This is a genomic window from Flavobacterium luteum (genome assembly GCF_008806775.1).
Lineage (GTDB): Bacteria > Bacteroidota > Bacteroidia > Flavobacteriales > Flavobacteriaceae > Flavobacterium > Flavobacterium luteum.
The window spans coordinates 392,627-411,481 of record NZ_WAEM01000001.1 but is presented as its reverse complement, the minus strand read 5'-3'; the positions used below and the strand labels follow the sequence as shown (position 1 = coordinate 411,481).

Annotated in this window: 16 protein-coding genes and 1 pseudogene; 13 read left to right on the top strand and 4 right to left on the bottom strand. The window is 32.3% G+C overall.

Going from position 1 to position 18,855, the window contains the following annotated elements; translation table 11 throughout:
- Positions 1 to 10: 10 nt before the first annotated feature.
- Positions 11 to 400 carry an acyl-CoA thioesterase gene (locus F6464_RS02040; RefSeq protein ID WP_151106081.1) on the bottom strand — a complete coding sequence of 130 codons (390 nt, stop codon included), beginning with the start codon at positions 398 to 400 and terminating at the stop codon, positions 11 to 13.
- Positions 401 to 472: 72 nt separating this feature from the next.
- On the opposite strand from F6464_RS02040, the gene F6464_RS02035 reads away from it, so the two are divergent.
- The 7 genes from F6464_RS02035 to F6464_RS02005 all read left to right on the top strand — a co-directional run bounded on the left by F6464_RS02035 (position 473) and on the right by F6464_RS02005 (position 7,658).
- A complete protein-coding gene (locus tag F6464_RS02035; RefSeq protein WP_151106080.1) occupies positions 473 to 865 on the top strand; it encodes a glyoxalase in 393 nt (130 codons plus the stop codon).
- A gap of 137 nt (positions 866 to 1,002) precedes the next feature.
- On the top strand, positions 1,003 to 1,713 hold the full coding sequence (locus F6464_RS02030; protein WP_151106079.1) for an esterase family protein: 711 nt from the start codon (positions 1,003 to 1,005) through the stop codon (positions 1,711 to 1,713).
- Between the two features lie 30 nt (positions 1,714 to 1,743).
- Positions 1,744 to 2,691, top strand: a complete 948-nt coding sequence (locus F6464_RS02025) for an ATP-grasp domain-containing protein (RefSeq protein ID WP_151106078.1) — start codon at positions 1,744 to 1,746, stop codon at positions 2,689 to 2,691.
- A 16-nt stretch (positions 2,692 to 2,707) separates the two neighbouring features.
- Positions 2,708 to 3,814 carry a carboxylate-amine ligase gene (locus F6464_RS02020; protein WP_151106077.1) on the top strand — a complete coding sequence of 369 codons (1,107 nt, stop codon included), beginning with the start codon at positions 2,708 to 2,710 and terminating at the stop codon, positions 3,812 to 3,814.
- A gap of 48 nt (positions 3,815 to 3,862) precedes the next feature.
- On the top strand, positions 3,863 to 4,693 hold the full coding sequence (locus tag F6464_RS02015) for a type 1 glutamine amidotransferase (protein WP_151106076.1): 831 nt from the start codon (positions 3,863 to 3,865) through the stop codon (positions 4,691 to 4,693).
- A gap of 15 nt (positions 4,694 to 4,708) precedes the next feature.
- On the top strand, positions 4,709 to 5,899 hold the full coding sequence (locus tag F6464_RS02010) for a hypothetical protein (RefSeq protein ID WP_151106075.1): 1,191 nt from the start codon (positions 4,709 to 4,711) through the stop codon (positions 5,897 to 5,899).
- 1,180 nt (positions 5,900 to 7,079) lie between these two features.
- Entirely contained in the window at positions 7,080 to 7,658 is a 579-nt protein-coding gene (locus F6464_RS02005) for a hypothetical protein (protein WP_151106074.1), read from the top strand.
- A 152-nt stretch (positions 7,659 to 7,810) separates the two neighbouring features.
- Here the strand turns inward: F6464_RS02005 and F6464_RS02000 are convergent.
- Positions 7,811 to 7,978, bottom strand: a pseudogene (locus F6464_RS02000) (type I restriction-modification system subunit M N-terminal domain-containing protein); the annotation flags it as partial.
- 223 nt (positions 7,979 to 8,201) lie between these two features.
- Here F6464_RS02000 and F6464_RS01995 point away from each other — a divergent pair.
- A complete protein-coding gene (locus tag F6464_RS01995; protein WP_151106073.1) occupies positions 8,202 to 8,441 on the top strand; it encodes a hypothetical protein in 240 nt (79 codons plus the stop codon).
- 1,270 nt (positions 8,442 to 9,711) lie between these two features.
- On the opposite strand, the gene F6464_RS01990 is transcribed toward F6464_RS01995, so the two are convergent.
- Entirely contained in the window at positions 9,712 to 10,095 is a 384-nt protein-coding gene (locus F6464_RS01990) for an HU family DNA-binding protein (protein ID WP_151106072.1), read from the bottom strand.
- Positions 10,096 to 10,679: 584 nt separating this feature from the next.
- Here F6464_RS01990 and porX point away from each other — a divergent pair.
- The 5 genes from porX to F6464_RS01965 all read left to right on the top strand — a co-directional run bounded on the left by porX (position 10,680) and on the right by F6464_RS01965 (position 16,292).
- Positions 10,680 to 12,260: a T9SS response regulator signal transducer PorX gene (gene porX / locus F6464_RS01985; RefSeq protein WP_151106071.1), complete on the top strand. Its 1,581-nt coding sequence runs from the start codon at positions 10,680 to 10,682 to the stop codon at positions 12,258 to 12,260.
- Between the two features lie 158 nt (positions 12,261 to 12,418).
- Positions 12,419 to 12,829 (top strand): tRNA (adenosine(37)-N6)-threonylcarbamoyltransferase complex ATPase subunit type 1 TsaE, encoded by a 411-nt coding sequence (tsaE, locus tag F6464_RS01980; RefSeq protein WP_151106070.1) that lies wholly within the window; start codon positions 12,419 to 12,421, stop codon positions 12,827 to 12,829.
- Between the two features lie 45 nt (positions 12,830 to 12,874).
- Positions 12,875 to 14,068 carry an alanine dehydrogenase gene (locus F6464_RS01975; RefSeq protein WP_151106069.1) on the top strand — a complete coding sequence of 398 codons (1,194 nt, stop codon included), beginning with the start codon at positions 12,875 to 12,877 and terminating at the stop codon, positions 14,066 to 14,068.
- A gap of 36 nt (positions 14,069 to 14,104) precedes the next feature.
- Positions 14,105 to 14,479 carry a DUF4258 domain-containing protein gene (locus tag F6464_RS01970; RefSeq protein ID WP_151106068.1) on the top strand — a complete coding sequence of 125 codons (375 nt, stop codon included), beginning with the start codon at positions 14,105 to 14,107 and terminating at the stop codon, positions 14,477 to 14,479.
- 28 nt (positions 14,480 to 14,507) lie between these two features.
- A complete protein-coding gene (locus F6464_RS01965) occupies positions 14,508 to 16,292 on the top strand; it encodes an ABC transporter ATP-binding protein (RefSeq protein WP_151106067.1) in 1,785 nt (594 codons plus the stop codon).
- A gap of 69 nt (positions 16,293 to 16,361) precedes the next feature.
- Here the strand turns inward: F6464_RS01965 and F6464_RS01960 are convergent, their stop codons facing one another.
- Positions 16,362 to 18,770 carry a T9SS type A sorting domain-containing protein gene (locus F6464_RS01960; protein WP_151106066.1) on the bottom strand — a complete coding sequence of 803 codons (2,409 nt, stop codon included), beginning with the start codon at positions 18,768 to 18,770 and terminating at the stop codon, positions 16,362 to 16,364.
- Between the last annotated feature and the right edge of the window lie 85 nt (positions 18,771 to 18,855).

Genomic DNA, 18,855 nt, shown 5'->3' with positions numbered 1-18,855 from the left:
GAAGTATTTTTTAATCTTCTAAACGGTCTTTTATATATTCAATTTCTGTTTTACCATGAGGTTTAGGCTTACCGTTTTCATCTAAAGAAACCAAAGTTGTGGTATCAATGGTAATAATGGTTTCTCGAGTCATCATATTCCTTGCTTCTGATTTTAGAATAAGTGATGTAGTACCAAACTTAACTACATCAATTCCAATTTCTATTATATCGCCTTGTCTTGCTGAGCTTCTAAAATTAATTTCGGACATGTGTTTGGTAACTATTCTGGAATTTTCTAGTTGAATAATGGTATATAAAGCCAATTCTTCATCTAACCAAGCTAAAAGTTTACCTCCAAATAAGGTACCATTGGGATTTAAATCTTCGGGTTTTACCCATTTTCTTGTATGAAATCGCATATTTTCTTTTTGTTAAATGTAAAAATAATCAAATTTATATTGCATTTTTCTTTAATTTTAAAACAAAAAAGTATGATACAAAGAGATTTATTGCTGAATACGTTTAGAGGGGAATCTATTGGTGTCGTTACATCATCCTCATCTGCCGACGAAGCATTTCAAAACCAAGTACTTCGCCCAATTTTAAAGTTACAAAACGATTTATTTGTTATGTCTTTTATAAATTACATTAACAAAAGCAAAATCGATTTTAAGACCAAGTCATCAGAAAAAAAACTTTTGATAATTGAAAATGCCATTCAAAAAGACATTAAGTATAGAAATGCTTTAAAAGGAATGATTATTGGACTTTTTACAACCGAAGAATATGCTAAATACATAAAAAACTCATCCAGCCTAAATAAAAGAATGATGGGAATGCTTATCGAGAGATTTAAAAGTCAAGTGCAATTATTTGATAAATAGCCGCTATATCATAAATATTCTGCACGAAATAAACCGCATCTAAGTCTATTTTTATTAAAAATACTTTGATTTGTAAAACTAACTTAATGTTTTTTGTTTCACTTTTTTAATTATAATTGCTAAAAGTTTAAAACAATATGAAAGAAGAATATTTCAAATGGTATTCCCCAAATTTAAGTAGAGAAATAGAAATGCTCGTTTTTGGTCATGCGGGGTATCCAGTTATTCTTTTTCCAACCTCTATGGGAAGTTTTCATGAAAATAAAGACATGGGGTTAATTGAATCTGCTAGATGGTATATAGAACAAGGATTAATACAAATATTTTGTCCAGACAGTATCGATAAAGATAGTTTTTATAATAAAAACATTTATCCAGTGCATCGCATTCAAAATCATGTTTGGTACGATAAAATGATTTGCCACGAAATTGTAGAGCGAGTAAAAAATAATACTTGGTCAGGAAAAGTTGCTCTTGCTGGATGTAGCTTTGGAGGTTATCACGCAGCTAATTTCGCTTTTAGGCATCCAGGATATGTGAGCCACATGTTTTCAATGGGTGGAGCTTTTAGTATAAAAAATTTTATGGACGGTTTTCATAATGATGATGTTTTTTACAACAGTCCAGAAGACTATCTCTATGGTCTAAACGATAACGAATTATGGAATATGGATATTGTTTTAGGTACATCAAATTGGGATATTTGTTTTGATGCAAATCTAAAGCTAAGTAAAGTAATTAGTGATAGAAACATTCACCATTGGCTAGACATAAGGCAGGACAGAGAACACGATTGGCCCGTTTGGAAAGAAATGTTTCCTCATTATTTATCACGAATTAAATTTTAAACAATAATCAAATTTTAAAAATATACTCAAATGAAAAAAATTGGAATATTATTCGGAATGGAAGATACTTTTCCACAAGCGTTTATAGACAGAGTAAATTCAAAAAATGAAAAAGGAATTATAGCTGAAGCAGTAAGTATTGATAAGGTTATTCAAAATAAAGACGGAGAATACGCTGTTATTATTGATAGAATTTCTCAAGATGTTCCTTTTTATCGTGCCTATTTAAAGAATGCTGCGCTAACAGATACGAACGTAATTAACAATCCTTTTTGGTGGAGTGCTGATGATAAATTTTTCAATAATGCTTTAGCGGATACTCTAGGCGTTCCAATTCCAAATACTGTAATTCTTCCATCAGCAGAACATCCTACGGATACAACTGGAAAATCATTCAGAAATTTAAAATACCCAATGGATTGGGAATCTATTTTCGATTATATAGGTTTTCCTGCTTATATGAAACCTTATGCTGGTGGTGGCTGGAAAAATGTGTATCGGTTAGAAAATAGAGATGAATTTTGGGATGTTCATAAAGAAACGGGACAACTCGTTATGATGCTTCAGGAAGAAATTGTCTTTACAGAATATTTTAGAGTGTATTGTTTGGGTTGCAAAGCAGTTAAAATAATGCAATACGAACCAAGAAACCCTCATCATTTACGTTATGTAATTGATGGCCCTCCAGTAGATAAAAAGCTTTTAGCCACTATAAAAGACTATACACTAAGACTTTGCAAAGGATTAGGGTATGACTTTAATACGGTAGAGTTTGCCGTTCGTGACGGAATACCGTATGCAATTGATTTTGGAAATCCAGCTCCTGATGCCGAATTAACTTCAGTAGGAGCAGAAAATTTTGAGTGGGTTGTAGAGGAAGCTGCTAAAATGGCCATTGCAGCAGCAAAAAAGCAAAAACCTGGAAAAATGAATTTAACTTGGGGAACTTTTATTAAAGATGCCGCTTCAGAAAAATAAATAATCCAGTCTTTTTATGAAAAAACTACCCGTTTTTACTCTAGGAGTTGAAGAAGAATACCAAATAATTGATCCTGATACAAGAGATTTACGTTCTCATTTATCCAAAATTGTCGATGGTGCGAAAACAATTTTACATGAACAAGTAAAAGCCGAAATGCATCAATCTGTAGTTGAAGTGGGCACCAATATTTGTAATAATGTTCAAGAGGCTACAAATGAAATTAAAATATTAAGAAGTAAAATCTTAGAATTAGCCCAAAAGCAAGACTTAGTTGTTGGTGGTGCAGGAACGCATCCTTTTTCTCGCTGGCAAGACCAACCAATTACCGACGATCCGCGTTATCATAACATTGTTAATGAGTTGCAAGATGCGGCACGCTCCAATTTAATTTTTGGTATGCATTGTCATGTTGGTATAGAAAATAGAGAAATTGGGCTGCAATTAATGAACCAAGCCTGTTATTTTTTACCGCATATTTTTGCATTATCAACTAATTCTCCTTTTTGGGAAGGACGCAAAACTGGCTATAAATCTTTTAGAACTAAAGTTTTTGATAAGTTTCCAAGAACGGGATTGCCCGAATATTTTGATTCTGTTAGTTCCTATGATAATTATTTGGAAACTCTTGTGAAGACAAATTGTATCGATAATCCTAAGAAAATTTGGTGGGATTTGCGCTTGCATCCTTTTTATGATACGATTGAGTTTCGTATTTGTGATATGAGTTTAACTGTTGATGAAACCATGTGTATTGTAGCAATTATTCAAGCCATAGTAGCAAAATTATACAAATTGAGTTTAAACAACATGAGTTTCAATATTTACCGATTAGCATTAATAAAAGAGAACAAATTTCGAGCAGCGCGATATGGGATAGAAGGAAATATGATAGATTTTGGTCTTCAAAAAGAAGTAGAAACTAAAATGTTAATTATTGAATTGCTCGAATTTATTGATGATGTAGTAGATGAATTAGGAAGCCGAGACCAAATTAATTATGTGCACACAATTATGAAAGAAGGAACCGGAGCAGATAAACAATTAGCAGTTTTTGAAAAAACAAATGACCTCTCTAAAGTAGTAGATTTTATTACTAGTGAATTTACTAACGGGTTGTAATAATATATTTTATCTTTGCTAATGATTTACTTTTAAAAAATAAATACCATGAGTGAGCAAACCATAAAAATCGCAATTTTAGACATGTATGACGGTGAACCTAATCAAGGAATGCGTTGTATTATTGATATAATTAATAGGTTTAATCGAATTGTAAGTTTTAAAATTTTTGATGTTAGAAGAAAATCGGAATTGCCAAATATAAAAGAATACGACATTTATATTTCAACTGGTGGTCCAGGAAACCCGTTAATTGGTGATGGAAATTGGGACAAGAAATACTATGCTTTTATAGATGAATTAATGGCTTGGAACAAAGACAACGAAGTCAAAAAACATGTTTTATTTATTTGTCATTCTTTTCAAATGGCATGCAAACATTTCGGATTAGCCGAAATTACAAAACGTAATGATACTTCTTTTGGGGTAATGACCATACATAAAACTAAAGAAGGAATTAAAGACCCCTTATTTGAAGGCCTAGCAGACCCTTTTTACGGAATAGATTCTCGTGATTATCAAGTAGTACAACCTAAACTAAGTGTCTTTGCAAAGAAAGGAGCTAAAATAATTTCACTAGAAAAAATTCGTGATCATGTGCAATACGAACGAGCTATTATGGCGGTTCGTTTTACCGATTATTTTGTAGGTACGCAATTTCATCCAGAAGCTGATCCTATTAGCTTTATTGCTAATTTGAGAAATGCTACTACTAAAGAGAAAATCAAAAAGATGAAAGGGAAAAGAAAATTCAGAAACATGCTAGAGGATTTATTGGATGATGAAAAAATTTACAAAACTAACGAAACTTTAATCCCTAATTTTTTAAGAATTGCTATAAATGATTTATTGAAAACGAAAAAAATTCTTTCTAATTAAATCCAAATTTCAATAATGATTTCTAAATATCGTACTTTATTTAACGAGAGTTTTAGCCTAAAAAAATACCAAGATTTACAAGACGATATCGCTTCTGATTTTAATTATGTGCCAACATTTAGAATGGCAGAAACTCCATTTTTTATCTCAAAGGATTTAAAACAACAATTAATTGAAGGTTGTAATGATGTTATACAATTTATTCAGAAAGATAATTTTAAAGAGCTTACAAACAAATCATTAGAACTCAATACTAAAGTTCCTAACGAAGATGCACATACTACATTTTTAGCAATTGATTTTGGAATTTGTGAAGAAAACGGAGAGACAATTCCAAAGTTAATTGAAGTGCAGGGCTTTCCTACTTTATATAACTATCAGTCAAACTTATATTCAAAATTTAAAAATCAATATCCTTTCCTAGAGGAACTAACCCCTTTTTTTAATGGTATAACTTCTGATGAATATGTGTCAATTCTTAGTGAAGTAATTTGCGATAATCTACCAAAAGAAAATGTTATTTTATTAGAAATCGAACCCGAAAAGCAAAACACCAGAATCGATTTTTTGTATTGTAGTAAAGATATTGGGATACCTACTATTTGCGTAACTAATATTATTAAAAAGGGAAACCAACTTTTTTATAAAAACGAGAAGGATGAAGAAGTTTTAGTTAAAAGAATATACAACCGAGTAATTTTTGATGAATTAGAATTACGAACTGACTTAAAACTCAATTTCAGTTTTTCAGATAATTTGGATGTTGAATGGGCAGGACACCCCAATTGGTTTTTCAGAATTAGCAAATTTATCTTACCGTTTTTAAAAGGAAAGTATTTTATAGAAACTACATTATTGAGTGAATTAAAAGAAATCCCAGAGGATTTAGAAAATTACGTTTTAAAACCCTTATTTTCTTTTTCGGGGTCAGGAGTTATATTTAATATTCAAAAAGGGGATATTGAAGCTGTAAAACAAAAAGACCTTTATATTCTTCAAAAAAAAGTTCATTATATCCCTATTGTGCAATCGCCACATGGCAAAGTAAAAGTCGAAGTACGACTACTTTGTGTATGGAAAAAAAACGATGTTGCTCCTACTCTACTTTGCAATTTGGTTCGTTTAAGCCGTGGTGAAATGATTGGAGTTAAATTCAATAAAGATAAAGATTGGGTTGGCGGAAGTATTGGTTTGTTTGAGCGATAATAGTACCCTATAATTTTTTATCAAAACATTTTATCAAATCTTCTTATGTTAAAATCTAAAAAGATTATTGAAACTAGCGACCTATCTAAAAATAAATTAATTTCATTTATCTCTAAATTTGTTTTTTTTTACAAATGAAGAAGTAAATTCTATAGCTAATAATTTAATTGTTAATACCTGTAGAAAAGCAACCATCACAATCATAAGTACTCCCTTGGCATTCATTTATAAAATTTAGTTCTTTTTTTGATTACAATCAAATCAAGATATGACGGCTGTCATTTTCACTCTCCTACAGCTACCCTATCTTTGGTAAAGATTTAAGTTCTTAAAAAGAGGATATCATATTATATCATATAAAAATGGTGTTTGTTACAGGCATTTGTACAGCTAAGGTTCCAAAAGGAAAATTAGAAAATTATGTCCGAAATGAAGTATAGTTTAGTAGCCGCAAATGCAGTTTCTTTAGGAAAATGTAACGTGTAGTGAAAAATAAATTATAGTTTCAAGCAAGCATCTAGCAGAAGTCTCGGTTTTACAATCGGGACTTTTGTTTTGGTAATAGTTGTATAAATATTGTTCAGAGTTCTTGGCGCTCAAAATTTAATAAAACAAAAAGCAACCATCACAATCATAAGTACTCCCTTGGCATTCATTTATAAAATTTAGTTCTTTTTTTGATTACAATCAAATCAAGATATGATGGCTGTCATTTTCACTCTCCTATAGCTACCCTATCTTTGGTAAAGATTTAAGTTCTTAAAAAGAGGATATCATATCATATAAAAATGGTGTTTGTTACAGGCATTTGTACAGCTAAGGTTCCAAAAGGAAAATTAGAAAGTTATGTCCGAAATGAAGTATAGTTTAGTAGCCGCAAATGCAGTTTCTTTAGGAAAATGTAACGTGTAGTGAAAAATAAATTATAGTTTCAAGCAAGCATCTAGCAGAAGTCTCGGTTTTACAATCGGGACTTTTGTTTTGGTAATAAATCTTAATAAATATTTGGCGGAAGCTCTTAGTGCTCTAAACATTCTTAGGTTTTCATGTCTAATGAAGTTTTCACACCTATAATAGGAACCTCCTTAGCGAATTATTAACTAAAAACAATACTCTAATTAGAATACTGAAAGTAACAATCAAATGTCAAAATAAAAATATAAAATCTAAATTGAAAGAAATGAAAAAGATACTATTTGCCGCACTTAGTTTAATGGTTGGAATGCATTGTGGCATTGCACAAACTAATGATTTTAGAAATTTTAGATGGGGAAGTACAATGGAAAAAGTAAGAGCTGAAGAAAAAGCACCTTTTTTCTCTAAATTAAATAATTATGAGTTAGAGTATGACGATAAACTTGTTGGTTCTAATTTCAAGGTTTTATATATATTTAATGAAAACAAAAAGCTAATTAGCGGAATCTATATTTTTTCAAGAATATACAGCAACCCAGAACTTTATTATCAGGATTATTCTATTTTCTTTAAACTACTCACACAAAAATATGGAATAGCAGCTAAAGAGAAGGAAACATGGAATACTACTGACCCTTTGTTTGACAAAACCAATAAAAAACAAGCTATTGCCGATAAAAATCTGAATCTCTATGCTGTTTGGAACACTGAAAGAACTACTATAAAAATAACATTAATAAGTATTGGTAATGATATTCCAAGCATGCAGATTCATTATACGTCCAAATCACTAGATGAACTTCAGGATCCTAATGAACTAAAAGAAACTCTGAATAAGCTATAGTATATAAACGTAGTTTTTACGAATGCACAACAAATCATAATTAAACCAATACATTCTTCTATTGTTGTTATACTAACAAAGTATATTGTCAAGATTAATTTATAAGTAATTTTATCAAATAAATATTGTACAATACAAATGTATTAAACTATTGGTTTCAGTATTTCGTTAGTATACAAATCCATTTTAGTACTCAGGTACTTGTAGAAAATAAACCCTAATATGTAATCTCTAAAATCATCGGCATCCATTTTCCCACGAAGGGTGTTGGCGATATTCCAAAGTTGTTGTTTTAATTTTTGTTTTTGTACGGCTGCCATTAAAGGTTTAAAATTTATTTAACCACTAAGATATTGAAATTTATTCCATACTCATTGAGGAAAGCCGTAAAGGAGTTCAATTTTAATTATTTAGAGCAATTATAAATGCGGTAATACACTATCTGTCCGGCGGTAAATAAACTGATTTCTTTTATTGTGTAGCATAAAAAAATTAGGTAACTTTAATAGGATGATTTAAATGTTTTTACGAAATTTTTAAATTATGAAAGCGAGTAAATATATTATAATTGCATTTTTCATTAGTACGCTATTTAATAACAGTTGTAGCGGTGATGCTTTCGTTGAAGATATTGACCTTAAATTTTGTGGAAAATGTGCCGGAACAGGAAAATGGACAGTGGACAGCCTTGATTATACTCCGTGTCATTCCATTAAGGCAGAATGTTTAGCTTGGGCTAAAAAAAATGGATATTCAGATAAGGAATGTATTTTATGCAATTGATAAAGTAGTAAAAGCATTAAACTTTTCAGAACTACACATAGGAACGTATGTATAATTGGTAAGTATTAACCCGTTGGGTGTAATTAGTTTTTGATGATAATTTTTCGTCAGTTCGAGTGATTTTCTCCCGAAGCTTCGGGAAGAAAATCGTATCGAGAACAAGAAAAATTTCATTAAAAACGGTTCTCGATACATTTTTTGCTACGTTTCACTTCGCAAAAAAGACTCGAACTGACGTTTTTAATAATTACACCCAACAAGTTAAGCATTACTTATTTCTAACCTAACGAATATAATTGGTTTTAGCAAGAGTATGTGCCCGTTTTTTTTGGTCTATTTATAACGACAGATAAAGGAATGAAACAAATAGTATTCTGTTTTTATGGTATAAAATGTAGCATGTTAGTACCTGCATTACAAGCTATAAAAAAAGAAAAAAGCGGCATAAAAGCGATTATTTATTCGGAATTTTCTGGTACAAAAGTGAGCAAATGTTGATAAATTATAGCGGCTAATCCCTTGTAAAACCAACGATTTTAACGACTTTTCAACAAAGGGCGTACAACAAAAGCAATAATCTACTACATTTACAAAACGATTCGAAACGAATGGCGGGAACTATTCGAGGCTTTCGAACATCTAAATTTGCTCAAAAAGACGGGTTACTAGCTGCTTTTTTTGAGCTTTTTTTATGGAGTAAATGGGTGTTTTCTTTTTTTTTAACCACATAGAACCATAGTTTTTCATAGATTTTTGTTGTTTAGTCGCTTGGCTTCAGATAGAAAACATAGTAAAATTGGCTACGAAAGAAGCGTTTTTTAGGAAAAAAACACTCCTTTTGATTGCTTTTTTTGAGCTCTTTTTATGGAGTAAATGGGTGTTTTCTTTTTTTTTTAAAACAACATAGAACCATAGTTTTTCATAGATTTTTGTTGTTTAGTCGCTTGGCTTCAGATTGAAAACATAGGAAATTGGCTAAAAAAGAAGTGTTTTTTAGGAAAAAGCACACTCCTTTTGATTGCTTTTTTTGAGCTTTTTTTACAAAAAAATGTGTTTTTAGGTTCTTTTTTCTCTCTCAGGAGCTTTTTTTCAGTTCGTGCTGACCGTCTATTTGTATCGTCAGGACGAGTGAAATAGACGGTCAGGACGAAACAAAAGTTTCGTCCCGACGAAATGACGGCTATTTTCGTAAAAAAAGACAAAAAAAAACCTCGAGTGCGGGAACACTCGAGGCTTTCAAACATGTAAATGTACTCTACATGGCGGGTTACTAGCCGGCTTTTCGGAAAGATACGCTTTCCAACATACCACGCAATCTTTTTCCAGGACGGAACAAGATACGACTTTTGGTAATCGCGCTGGCAGTAACTTCTGCAGCAGTGTCTTTGCCTTCAGAACTAACGCCAACCTGAAAATTTCCAAGTCTGCCCAGTTTAACAATTCTACCTTCACCCAATTCGCTAATGATGTTGTGCTCTAAAGACAGCAACACCGCATAACAATCAGATTCGGTAACCGTACATTGATAGGAAATTAGCTCAGCGAGCCTATCCAAATCGACATCGCAATCTGCAATAGCAGCGGCATAAAACTTCTCAGGAGCCAATATGTCCTGAGGATTCTTCCGAGGAAGGACTTTGTACTTAACACTCATAGTAGGTATGGTATTAAATGAAACAAAAAAATAGTTTGTCTTAGTACGCTGATAATTAACGCCTAACTGACTTTACAAAGATTAGCATTTATAATCATAAAAGAAAGTCAAACTTATTCACATTCGGCTTGAGTTCTTAACAAATGAGAAGACAAATTCCATTTTCTAAATATCCGTAAAATACTGAATATCATTTATATATAAAAACAAAAGTTTGCTGAACTACCGTAAAATATAGGGTTTTTGAAGTGCAAAAGAAGTTTGTTTTTATTTTACTTGCAATGATTGTGGTAAGCAATGACAAAATTGCTTAGCTTAATATTTGATAATCAATATCATTAAGCTAAGGTTTTTTTTATTTCGACATAAGGAGAAATCACATAGCGGGAGTATTATACCTGCGATACCTCCTTATATCAGGAAAACAAATCGGAAACAATTTTTCCTTAACTTGATAACATTAGACTCGTATTAACCGGATGATGTAATAACGTTTATAACATAACTTTACAATAATTTTAAGAAGTACTCGTTGTAATAATGCTAAATTGGCTTCACATTTTAAAAAGACAAAAACCATACTAATGGATCAAATAAAAATACTTTGGGTAGATGATGAAATCGATTTGCTCAAGCCTCATATCCTGTTTCTAGAGAAGAAAAATTACAACGTCACTACCTGCAATAACGGTCGTGATGCGGTAGATGTTTTTGAAGAAGGCGATTTTGATATTGTTTTTCTAGATGAAAATATGCCCGGAATGAGCGGTCTGGAAACACTGGCCGAAATTAAGGAAAAGAAATCTTCGACGCCTGTTATCATGATTACCAAGAGTGAGGAGGAATATATCATGGAGGAAGCCATTGGTTCTAAAATTGCCGATTATTTGATTAAGCCAGTTAATCCGAACCAGATTTTGTTAAGCTTGAAAAAAAACTTAGACCACTCGCGATTGATTTCTGAAAAAACCACTTTAGACTATCAGAAGGAATTTCGAAAAATAGCTATGGAATTGTCTATGGTCAATTCCTATGACGATTGGATTGAATTGTATAAAAAATTGGTATTCTGGGAATTAGAACTCGAAAACATTGAAGACCAAAGCATGATAGCCATTCTTGAGTCGCAAAAAGTGGAAGCCAATTCGCAATTCGGGAAATTTATAGAGCGCAATTATGAAGATTGGTTTGCCACGCCAGTTCGTCAAGGCTCGAATGAACCCAAAGCAGACAGACCCGTACTTTCGCATACTTTGTTTCGAGAAGTGGTAGTGCCTGAAATTACTAAAAAAGACAAGCCTGTTTTGTTTGTGGTGATTGATAACCTGCGTTACGATCAATGGAAGGCATTTGAAAGTGTGGTATCCAATCATTACAAATTAGAAAAAGAAGTTGATTATTACGCTATTTTACCTACCGCCACTCAGTATGCCAGAAATGCTATTTTCTCTGGACTTACGCCATTAGAAATGGAAAAGCAGTTTCCTCAATATTGGAAAAATGATCCCGAAGAAGGTGGTAAAAATTTATTCGAAGCGGAGTTTTTAGCTGCTCACCTGAAACGATTAGGATTGAACATCAAACAGGATTATTTTAAAATTACCAACCTTGCTAGCGGTAAAAAACTAGCCGAGAATTTTAAGGCTTTAAAAAATAATGATTTGGTTACGGTAGTGTACAACTTCGTTGATATGCTTTCGCATGCTAAAACCGAAATGGATGTGGTAAAAGAATTGGCTTCAGATGATAAAGCCTATCGCTCCTTAACACTAAGCTGGTTTAAGAATTCACCACTTTTAGAGATAATTCAACAAGGTCAAAAAATGGGTTTTAAACTGGTGCTAACTACAGATCACGGAACAATTAACGTAAAAAATCCTTCGAAGGTGATTGGCGATAAAAATACTAGCTTAAATCTTCGATACAAAACAGGGCGTAGCTTAACGTATGAAGATAAGGATGTGTATGCGGTAAAAGATCCTAAAAAAATTGGTTTGCCAACAATAAATATGAGTAGTTCGTATATTTTTGCAAAAAACGATTTTTTCTTGGCTTATGTAAACAACTACAATCATTATGTGAGTTATTATAAAAACAGCTACCAGCATGGTGGTATTTCGTTAGAAGAGATGATTATTCCGTTATTGGTTTTAAACCCAAAGTAGGAAGGTTAGAAGTTAGAAATGAAAGTTATTCCCTTTACGTGGGTTCGAGTTGAGCAACCATTTGTGGCAGTAAATGGCTGCGAAGTATCGATAACACTATAAATTAAATAGCTTCTCGATATAGTTTGAAGCGACTGAATATATAAATACTAAAATTCATGGAGATTACATTTTCATTAGAGCAAATTAATGAGGTTGCAAAACAAATATTAGCTGAAGACCCTAAAAAAGTAATTTTATTTCATGGCGAAATGGGGGTTGGCAAAACAACTTTGATAAAAGCATTAGCTAAATCTTTGGGTGTTGAAGGCCCAACCAGTAGTCCAACTTTTTCTTTAGTTAATGAATACCAAACCATTGACAATAAGTTACTTTATCATTTTGACATGTACCGATTAAAAAATGAAACCGAAGCACTAGATATGGGAATTGATGAATACTTATATTCTGGCAACTGGTGTTTTATTGAATGGGCAGAAAAAATACCTAATTTAATTCCTGAAACACATTCCATAGTTAAAATAAAATTAGTCTCCAACGGAAAAAGAACACTTCTATTGACTTGTTAAGCAGAAAATTTTGTAAATTGCTGCAAATAATTCAGAAGACTATTTATGGCACTTACTCCATTTACAAAGCAACAACTACTTCCTCAAGAAGAAAAGTTAGAAATAGCTCGTCATAAAAGCGAACTTTTTATTGGTATTCCCAAAGAAACCAGTTTTCAAGAACGAAGAATTTGCTTGACTCCTGATGCGGTAAATTCGCTTATTTCTCATGGACATCGAATACTATTAGAATCGGGTGCAGGTTTGAGTTCTAGTTATTCGGATAAAGAATACAGTGATGCTGGTGCCGAAATTACAAATGACACTAAAAAAGTATTTAGTTGCCCTATCCTACTAAAAGTAGAGCCTTTGACTATTGAAGAAATTGAGTTGATTAATAGAGAAGCGATTGTTATTTCTGCCATTCAATTAAAAACCAGAAAAGCCGATTATTTTCAAGCACTCAAAAAAAAGAAAGTTACAGCACTAGCTTTTGAATACATTAAAGATGAAGACGGATCCTATCCTGCCGTGAAATCATTAAGCGAAATTGCCGGAACAGCTTCTATACTTATTGCTGCCGAATTGATGATAAACAATCAATTTGGAAAAGGCTTGTTATTTGGAAATATTACAGGCGTCCCTCCTACTGATGTGGTGATTCTTGGCGCTGGAACAGTAGGCGAATTTGCAGCCAAAACTGCTTTAGGATTAGGAGCTAATGTAAAAGTATTCGATAATTCGATTACTAAATTAAGACGTTTGCAAAACAATTTAAACCAGCGTATTTTCACTTCCACCATTCACCAAAAATCATTACTAAAAGCCTTGCGCCGTTGTGACGTTGCGATTGGCGCAATGCGAGGCAAAGAGCGTTGTCCTGTGGTAGTCACTGAAACTATGGTAGAACACATGAAAAAAGGTGCCGTTATTGTAGACGTAAGCATTGATACGGGTGGTTGTTTTGAAACATCGGAAGTAACGACTCATGAAAAACCTACGTTCATAAAAAACAATGTTATTCATTATTGTGTGCCCAATATTCCTTCTCGGTATTCTAAAACGGCTTCATTATCTTTAAGCAATATTATTACTCCATTTTTAATTCAAATTGCTGATGATGGTGGGCTTGAGAGCGCTATTCGTATCGATAAAGGTCTCAAAAATGGCGTCTATTTGTATCACGGTATCTTAACCAACAAAGCCATAGGCGAATGGTTTAATATTCCGGATAGCGACATTAATTTAATTGTTTTTTAACAGAACTTTAAATTACATTTGCAAAAAAAATAACAGATGACTTTTAGATATCGCTTTTCCTATTATTTAATTGGTTTTATAATGGGATTGTTTTTTGTGGCAATGGTTTTTAGTGGTAAAGACACGCGTTGCAATTACTTTCCGAATGCTCGAGTTTTGAATGATTTGAGAAACAAACCATTTACTTTTTCGGACAAAGCACAACAAATATTAGCCCAAAAATGGGTTGACACTTCGGATATTAAAAATTCGTTAACATATGGTGATGTCGATTTTGACAAAAGCAATATCTCTTTCGAAAAAGGGAAGCTTTATATTATTGAAGGCAAGACAAAAAACAACCAACCAATCATTTTAGAAGTTGTTAATTACTCGAATAAAGCAGTTTTAAAAGACATTATTAAGAAATAGGGATTCAACCTAGAAACAACATTTTATAATGGCACGATTCAAAGAAAACGATTTACCTAAATCAAAAATTACGGCAACTTCTCTTCAAAAAGCCACACTTATATTTCAATATGCCGGAAACCATCGTTGGAAATTTTATTTAGGATTGGTTTTCTTGCTTTTAACTAGTGTAACAGCATTGGCTTTTCCTAAATTTATGGGAATGTTGGTGGACTGTGTCAATAAAAAAGACGGGCATCAAGCCAATTTAATAGCATTAGGACTTGGATTGGTTTTGCTTTTGCAATCTGTTTTTTCGTTTTTTAGACTTTCATTATTTGTAAATTTTACAGAAAACACCTTGGCTAATGTTCGTTTAGCATTGTACACTAATTTGGTAAAATTACCCATGTCCTTTTTTTCTCAAAAACGAGTGGGAGAATTAAACAGTAGAATTAGCAATGATATCAGTCAGATACAAGACACACTTACTACTACAATTGCTGAATTTTTACGTCAGTTTATATTGATTATAGGGAGTTTTGCCATGTTGGCCAGTATTAATATTAAGTTGACTATTATGATGGTTTCAGTAGTTCCGTTGGTTGGAGTTGCTGCAGTTATTTTTGGTCGATTTATTCGTAAGTATTCTAAGAAAGTTCAAGATGAAGTTGCCGATAGTCAGGTTATAGTAGAAGAAACCATGCAAGGAATTAGTATTGTTAAAGCTTTTGCTAACGAGTGGTATGAAATAGGTCGGTATAAAGATAAAATTAAAGATGTTGTTAAAATTGCCATTAAAGGTGGACTTTTTAGAGGGTATTTTGCTTCCTTCATTATTGTGTGTTTGTTTGGGACTATAGTAGCTGTTGTGTGGTATGGAGTTGTATTGAGTATTGCAGGTGAAATTACAGTGGGTGAATTGTTTACTTTTATACTATATTCTAGTTATGTTGGAGCATCGTCAGGCGGAATTGCCGAATTGTATGCACAAATGCAAAAAGCCATTGGTGCCACCGAAAGAGTTTTCGAATTGTTAGAAGAAACCCCCGAAAAAATTAATAGCTCCCCATTGGCAGTAGCCCAAAAAATTAAAGGGAATGTGACTTTTAAAAATGTAAAGTTCAGTTATCCTTCCAGAAAAGAAATACAGGTTTTAAAAGACGTGAGTTTTACTGCCAACTTTGGACAAAAAATAGCTATTGTAGGCCCGAGTGGTGTTGGAAAATCGACTATAGCTTCACTCCTACTTCGGTTTTATGACATTGAGGGTGGCGCCATTGAAATTGATGGAAAAAGTCTTTATGATTTTGATTTAGAAACCCTTCGTGGCAATATGAGTATTGTACCCCAAGATGTGATTTTATTTGGTGGAACCATAAAAGAGAACATCGCTTATGGTAAACCTTATGCTACTGAAGAAGAAATTTTTATAGCTGCTAAACAAGCCAATGCTTTAAACTTTATAGAAGGATTCCCAGAGCAATTTGAAACTATTGTGGGCGAAAGAGGGATTAAGTTATCAGGCGGACAGCGTCAACGTATAGCTATTGCTCGAGCCTTACTTAAAAACCCTAGCATCCTAATTTTAGACGAAGCCACTTCATCTTTAGATAGTGAAAGTGAAAAGTTGGTACAAGAAGCCCTAGAAATTTTAATGGAAGGCAGAACGAGTATTATTATTGCACATCGTCTTTCTACCATTCGTAGTGCAGATCAAATATTAGTTCTTGATAATGGTATAATTACTGAACAAGGTACACATCAGGAATTGATTGCTTTAGAAAATGGAATGTATAAAAACCTGAGTAACTTACAATTTAGTAATTCGTAGTTTTTTTAAGGTTTAACTTAATGATACGAATAATTTTAATGAATATTTCAAGTTAGTTCATGGCGTCTTTTACTCCTTAACAAACTTCCCACTAGCACTTCCTTTATTAGAACTCACTTTTATAAAATAATTCCCGGTTTTTAAATTGGAAACATCAACTTGTTTTGTTAGTTGTGTATTAGGAATTACTAATACTTGTTGTCCTAATGTATTAAAAATACTAATTGAAGAAAGCTCTATTTGTTTCTTAACATCAATATTCAAGACTTGTTTTGCTGGATTTGGAAACACATTAAAATAAGTTGAAAACTCAAAATCTTGATTTCCTAAACTTTGAAGCACAGAAGTCGTAGCCGTATTGGTTACAATTGGAAAATTATAATCAAAATAAATGCTAGCGGTATTGCTGAATGAATCCCCAACCACTAAACTCGGTTTTGTTTTGATTTTAAAAGCCACATAACCGTCATTTGTAGCGTCCTCAAAAGGTAAATTGATATTTTCGAAAATAAACTCTACTTTGTTGGTTTCTGAAATTTTAGTTACAAAAGGATGACTTCCTTGCGTTACCACTAATGAACTAATATCAAATTTAGAAGTGTCAATCATGTCTTTTACCACGACATTTTCTGCCTCAGCGGTTCCTTTGTTTTCAAAACGAATCATGTAATGCACATATTTACCTAGCGCACTTGGTGGAATAGTTGCTCCTTCTAAACAGGTTTTATCATTTGGGTCATAAGAACCAACAACCAATTGACTCAAAACAAATGAATTATCAACGGGCTGTTCATCTTCATTAACAGGATTTATTACTGCTGTAAAACTCAAACGATCGTTGTTGTTTACTGCTGGAGTTTCCGTGGGAGAATTGACATTCAAAGTAAGTTCAATTTTTCGAGTTTCAAATGGTTTCAAATCAGTAAAATTCCATGATAAATTATTTACACTTTGATTAGTAACTAGAGGATTTGCTGTGACCAAATCTAAAACGGCATCATCGAAAGTAAGGTTTACTGAACCTGATTGTGTTTGATTTCCTTTGTTTTTATAAATAATTGTATACTTAGCATCAAAGCCTGCTCGTGTTCTTGTTATTGGCAAGACAGCAACCTCTAAATCAGGATGAATCCCATTGGCAGTAATACAAAAATCTTGTGTAAATGGACTCGTTTGCGTTGGGAAAGTTACCACTGTATTAGTTGGCGAAACCATAAAATAACTTGGGTTTTCTAGAACTGGAGTAATAGTCTGCATTCCTTCTTGAACAGAAATAGTATAATTGCCTGTTGTATTCGCAATTAAACTTCCTGAAACAGTACCATTTAAAATATTGAATTCTAAATTTGGGTAATTTGTATCTGCAACATCACAACCATTATTGTTATTGTCAAGTTTAGTATTTCCTTGAATGGTATAAAATGTTCCTCCTGGATTAAAACTACAATAAGAATTAACATTGACACCTGTAATACCATTTTTCGAGAAATAATCAACTATTTCACTAATCTTATTCTCATTTGTACAAACATAAACAAGATTTGGATTATTAGTAAAATTGCAAGAAGTAATATTTAACTTATTACTCCCTTTGATTGATATTTGTTTTAAGTTAGGATTATTATTACAAGTAAGTCCATTTAGAAATGTCAAATTACTAGCATCTATGAACTCAAGCAGATTATCATTACAATATAACCCATATAAGCTTGGTATGCCTCCTAAATTTAATGATGAAAGCTGGTTATTTGAACACTCTAGATACCATATATTTAAACCGCTTATATCAAGTGAAGTGAGTTGATTACTAGAACATATTAAATTAGATATTTTTAATTTGCCACTTAAATCTAGCGAAACAAGTTTATTCGCACCACAATTTAAATCAACAAGATTTAATAAATCTTCTAAATTTAGAGAAACGAGTTGATTTCTACTACAATAAAAAGTGCCGAGGTTGACTAAGCCTTGTAAGTTTAGCGAAACGAGTTTATTTCCACTACAATCTAACTCAGTAAGATTTGATAACCCATCTACATTTAGTGAAACGAGTTGATTTGAACGACAAACTACACTTTCAAGATTTATTAAATTCTTTACATCAAGAGAAGTGAGTTGATTTGAACTACATCTTAATTTATTAAGATTTAATAACCCATCTAAGTTTAACGAAACAAGTTTATTTGATTCGCAATCTAAATCAGTTAAATTACTAAAACTAGATATTCCTGACAATGATATAATATTTGAGCTACTAATCCATAAAGTTGCTACATTTTGAGCTTCACTTATCTGAATGTTACCATCATTATTGGCATCAATCTTAATAGGTTTTCCCAATGAATTTAGAGCTATATAGGTATTGGTATCAGACTTTAAGAGCTTCGCCTTAAAATTTGAATCAGTAATATTCACAATCTGCGCGTTTACCCCATTAAAGACCAACAGCCCCATTACTAAAAAGTATAATATTCTCATAAAAAATAGATTAAAGTGTAAATGTATAAAAATTAAGAAAACAGTTGTGTTTTTTCTACATACAAAGTCAGAATTACTCTTTAAG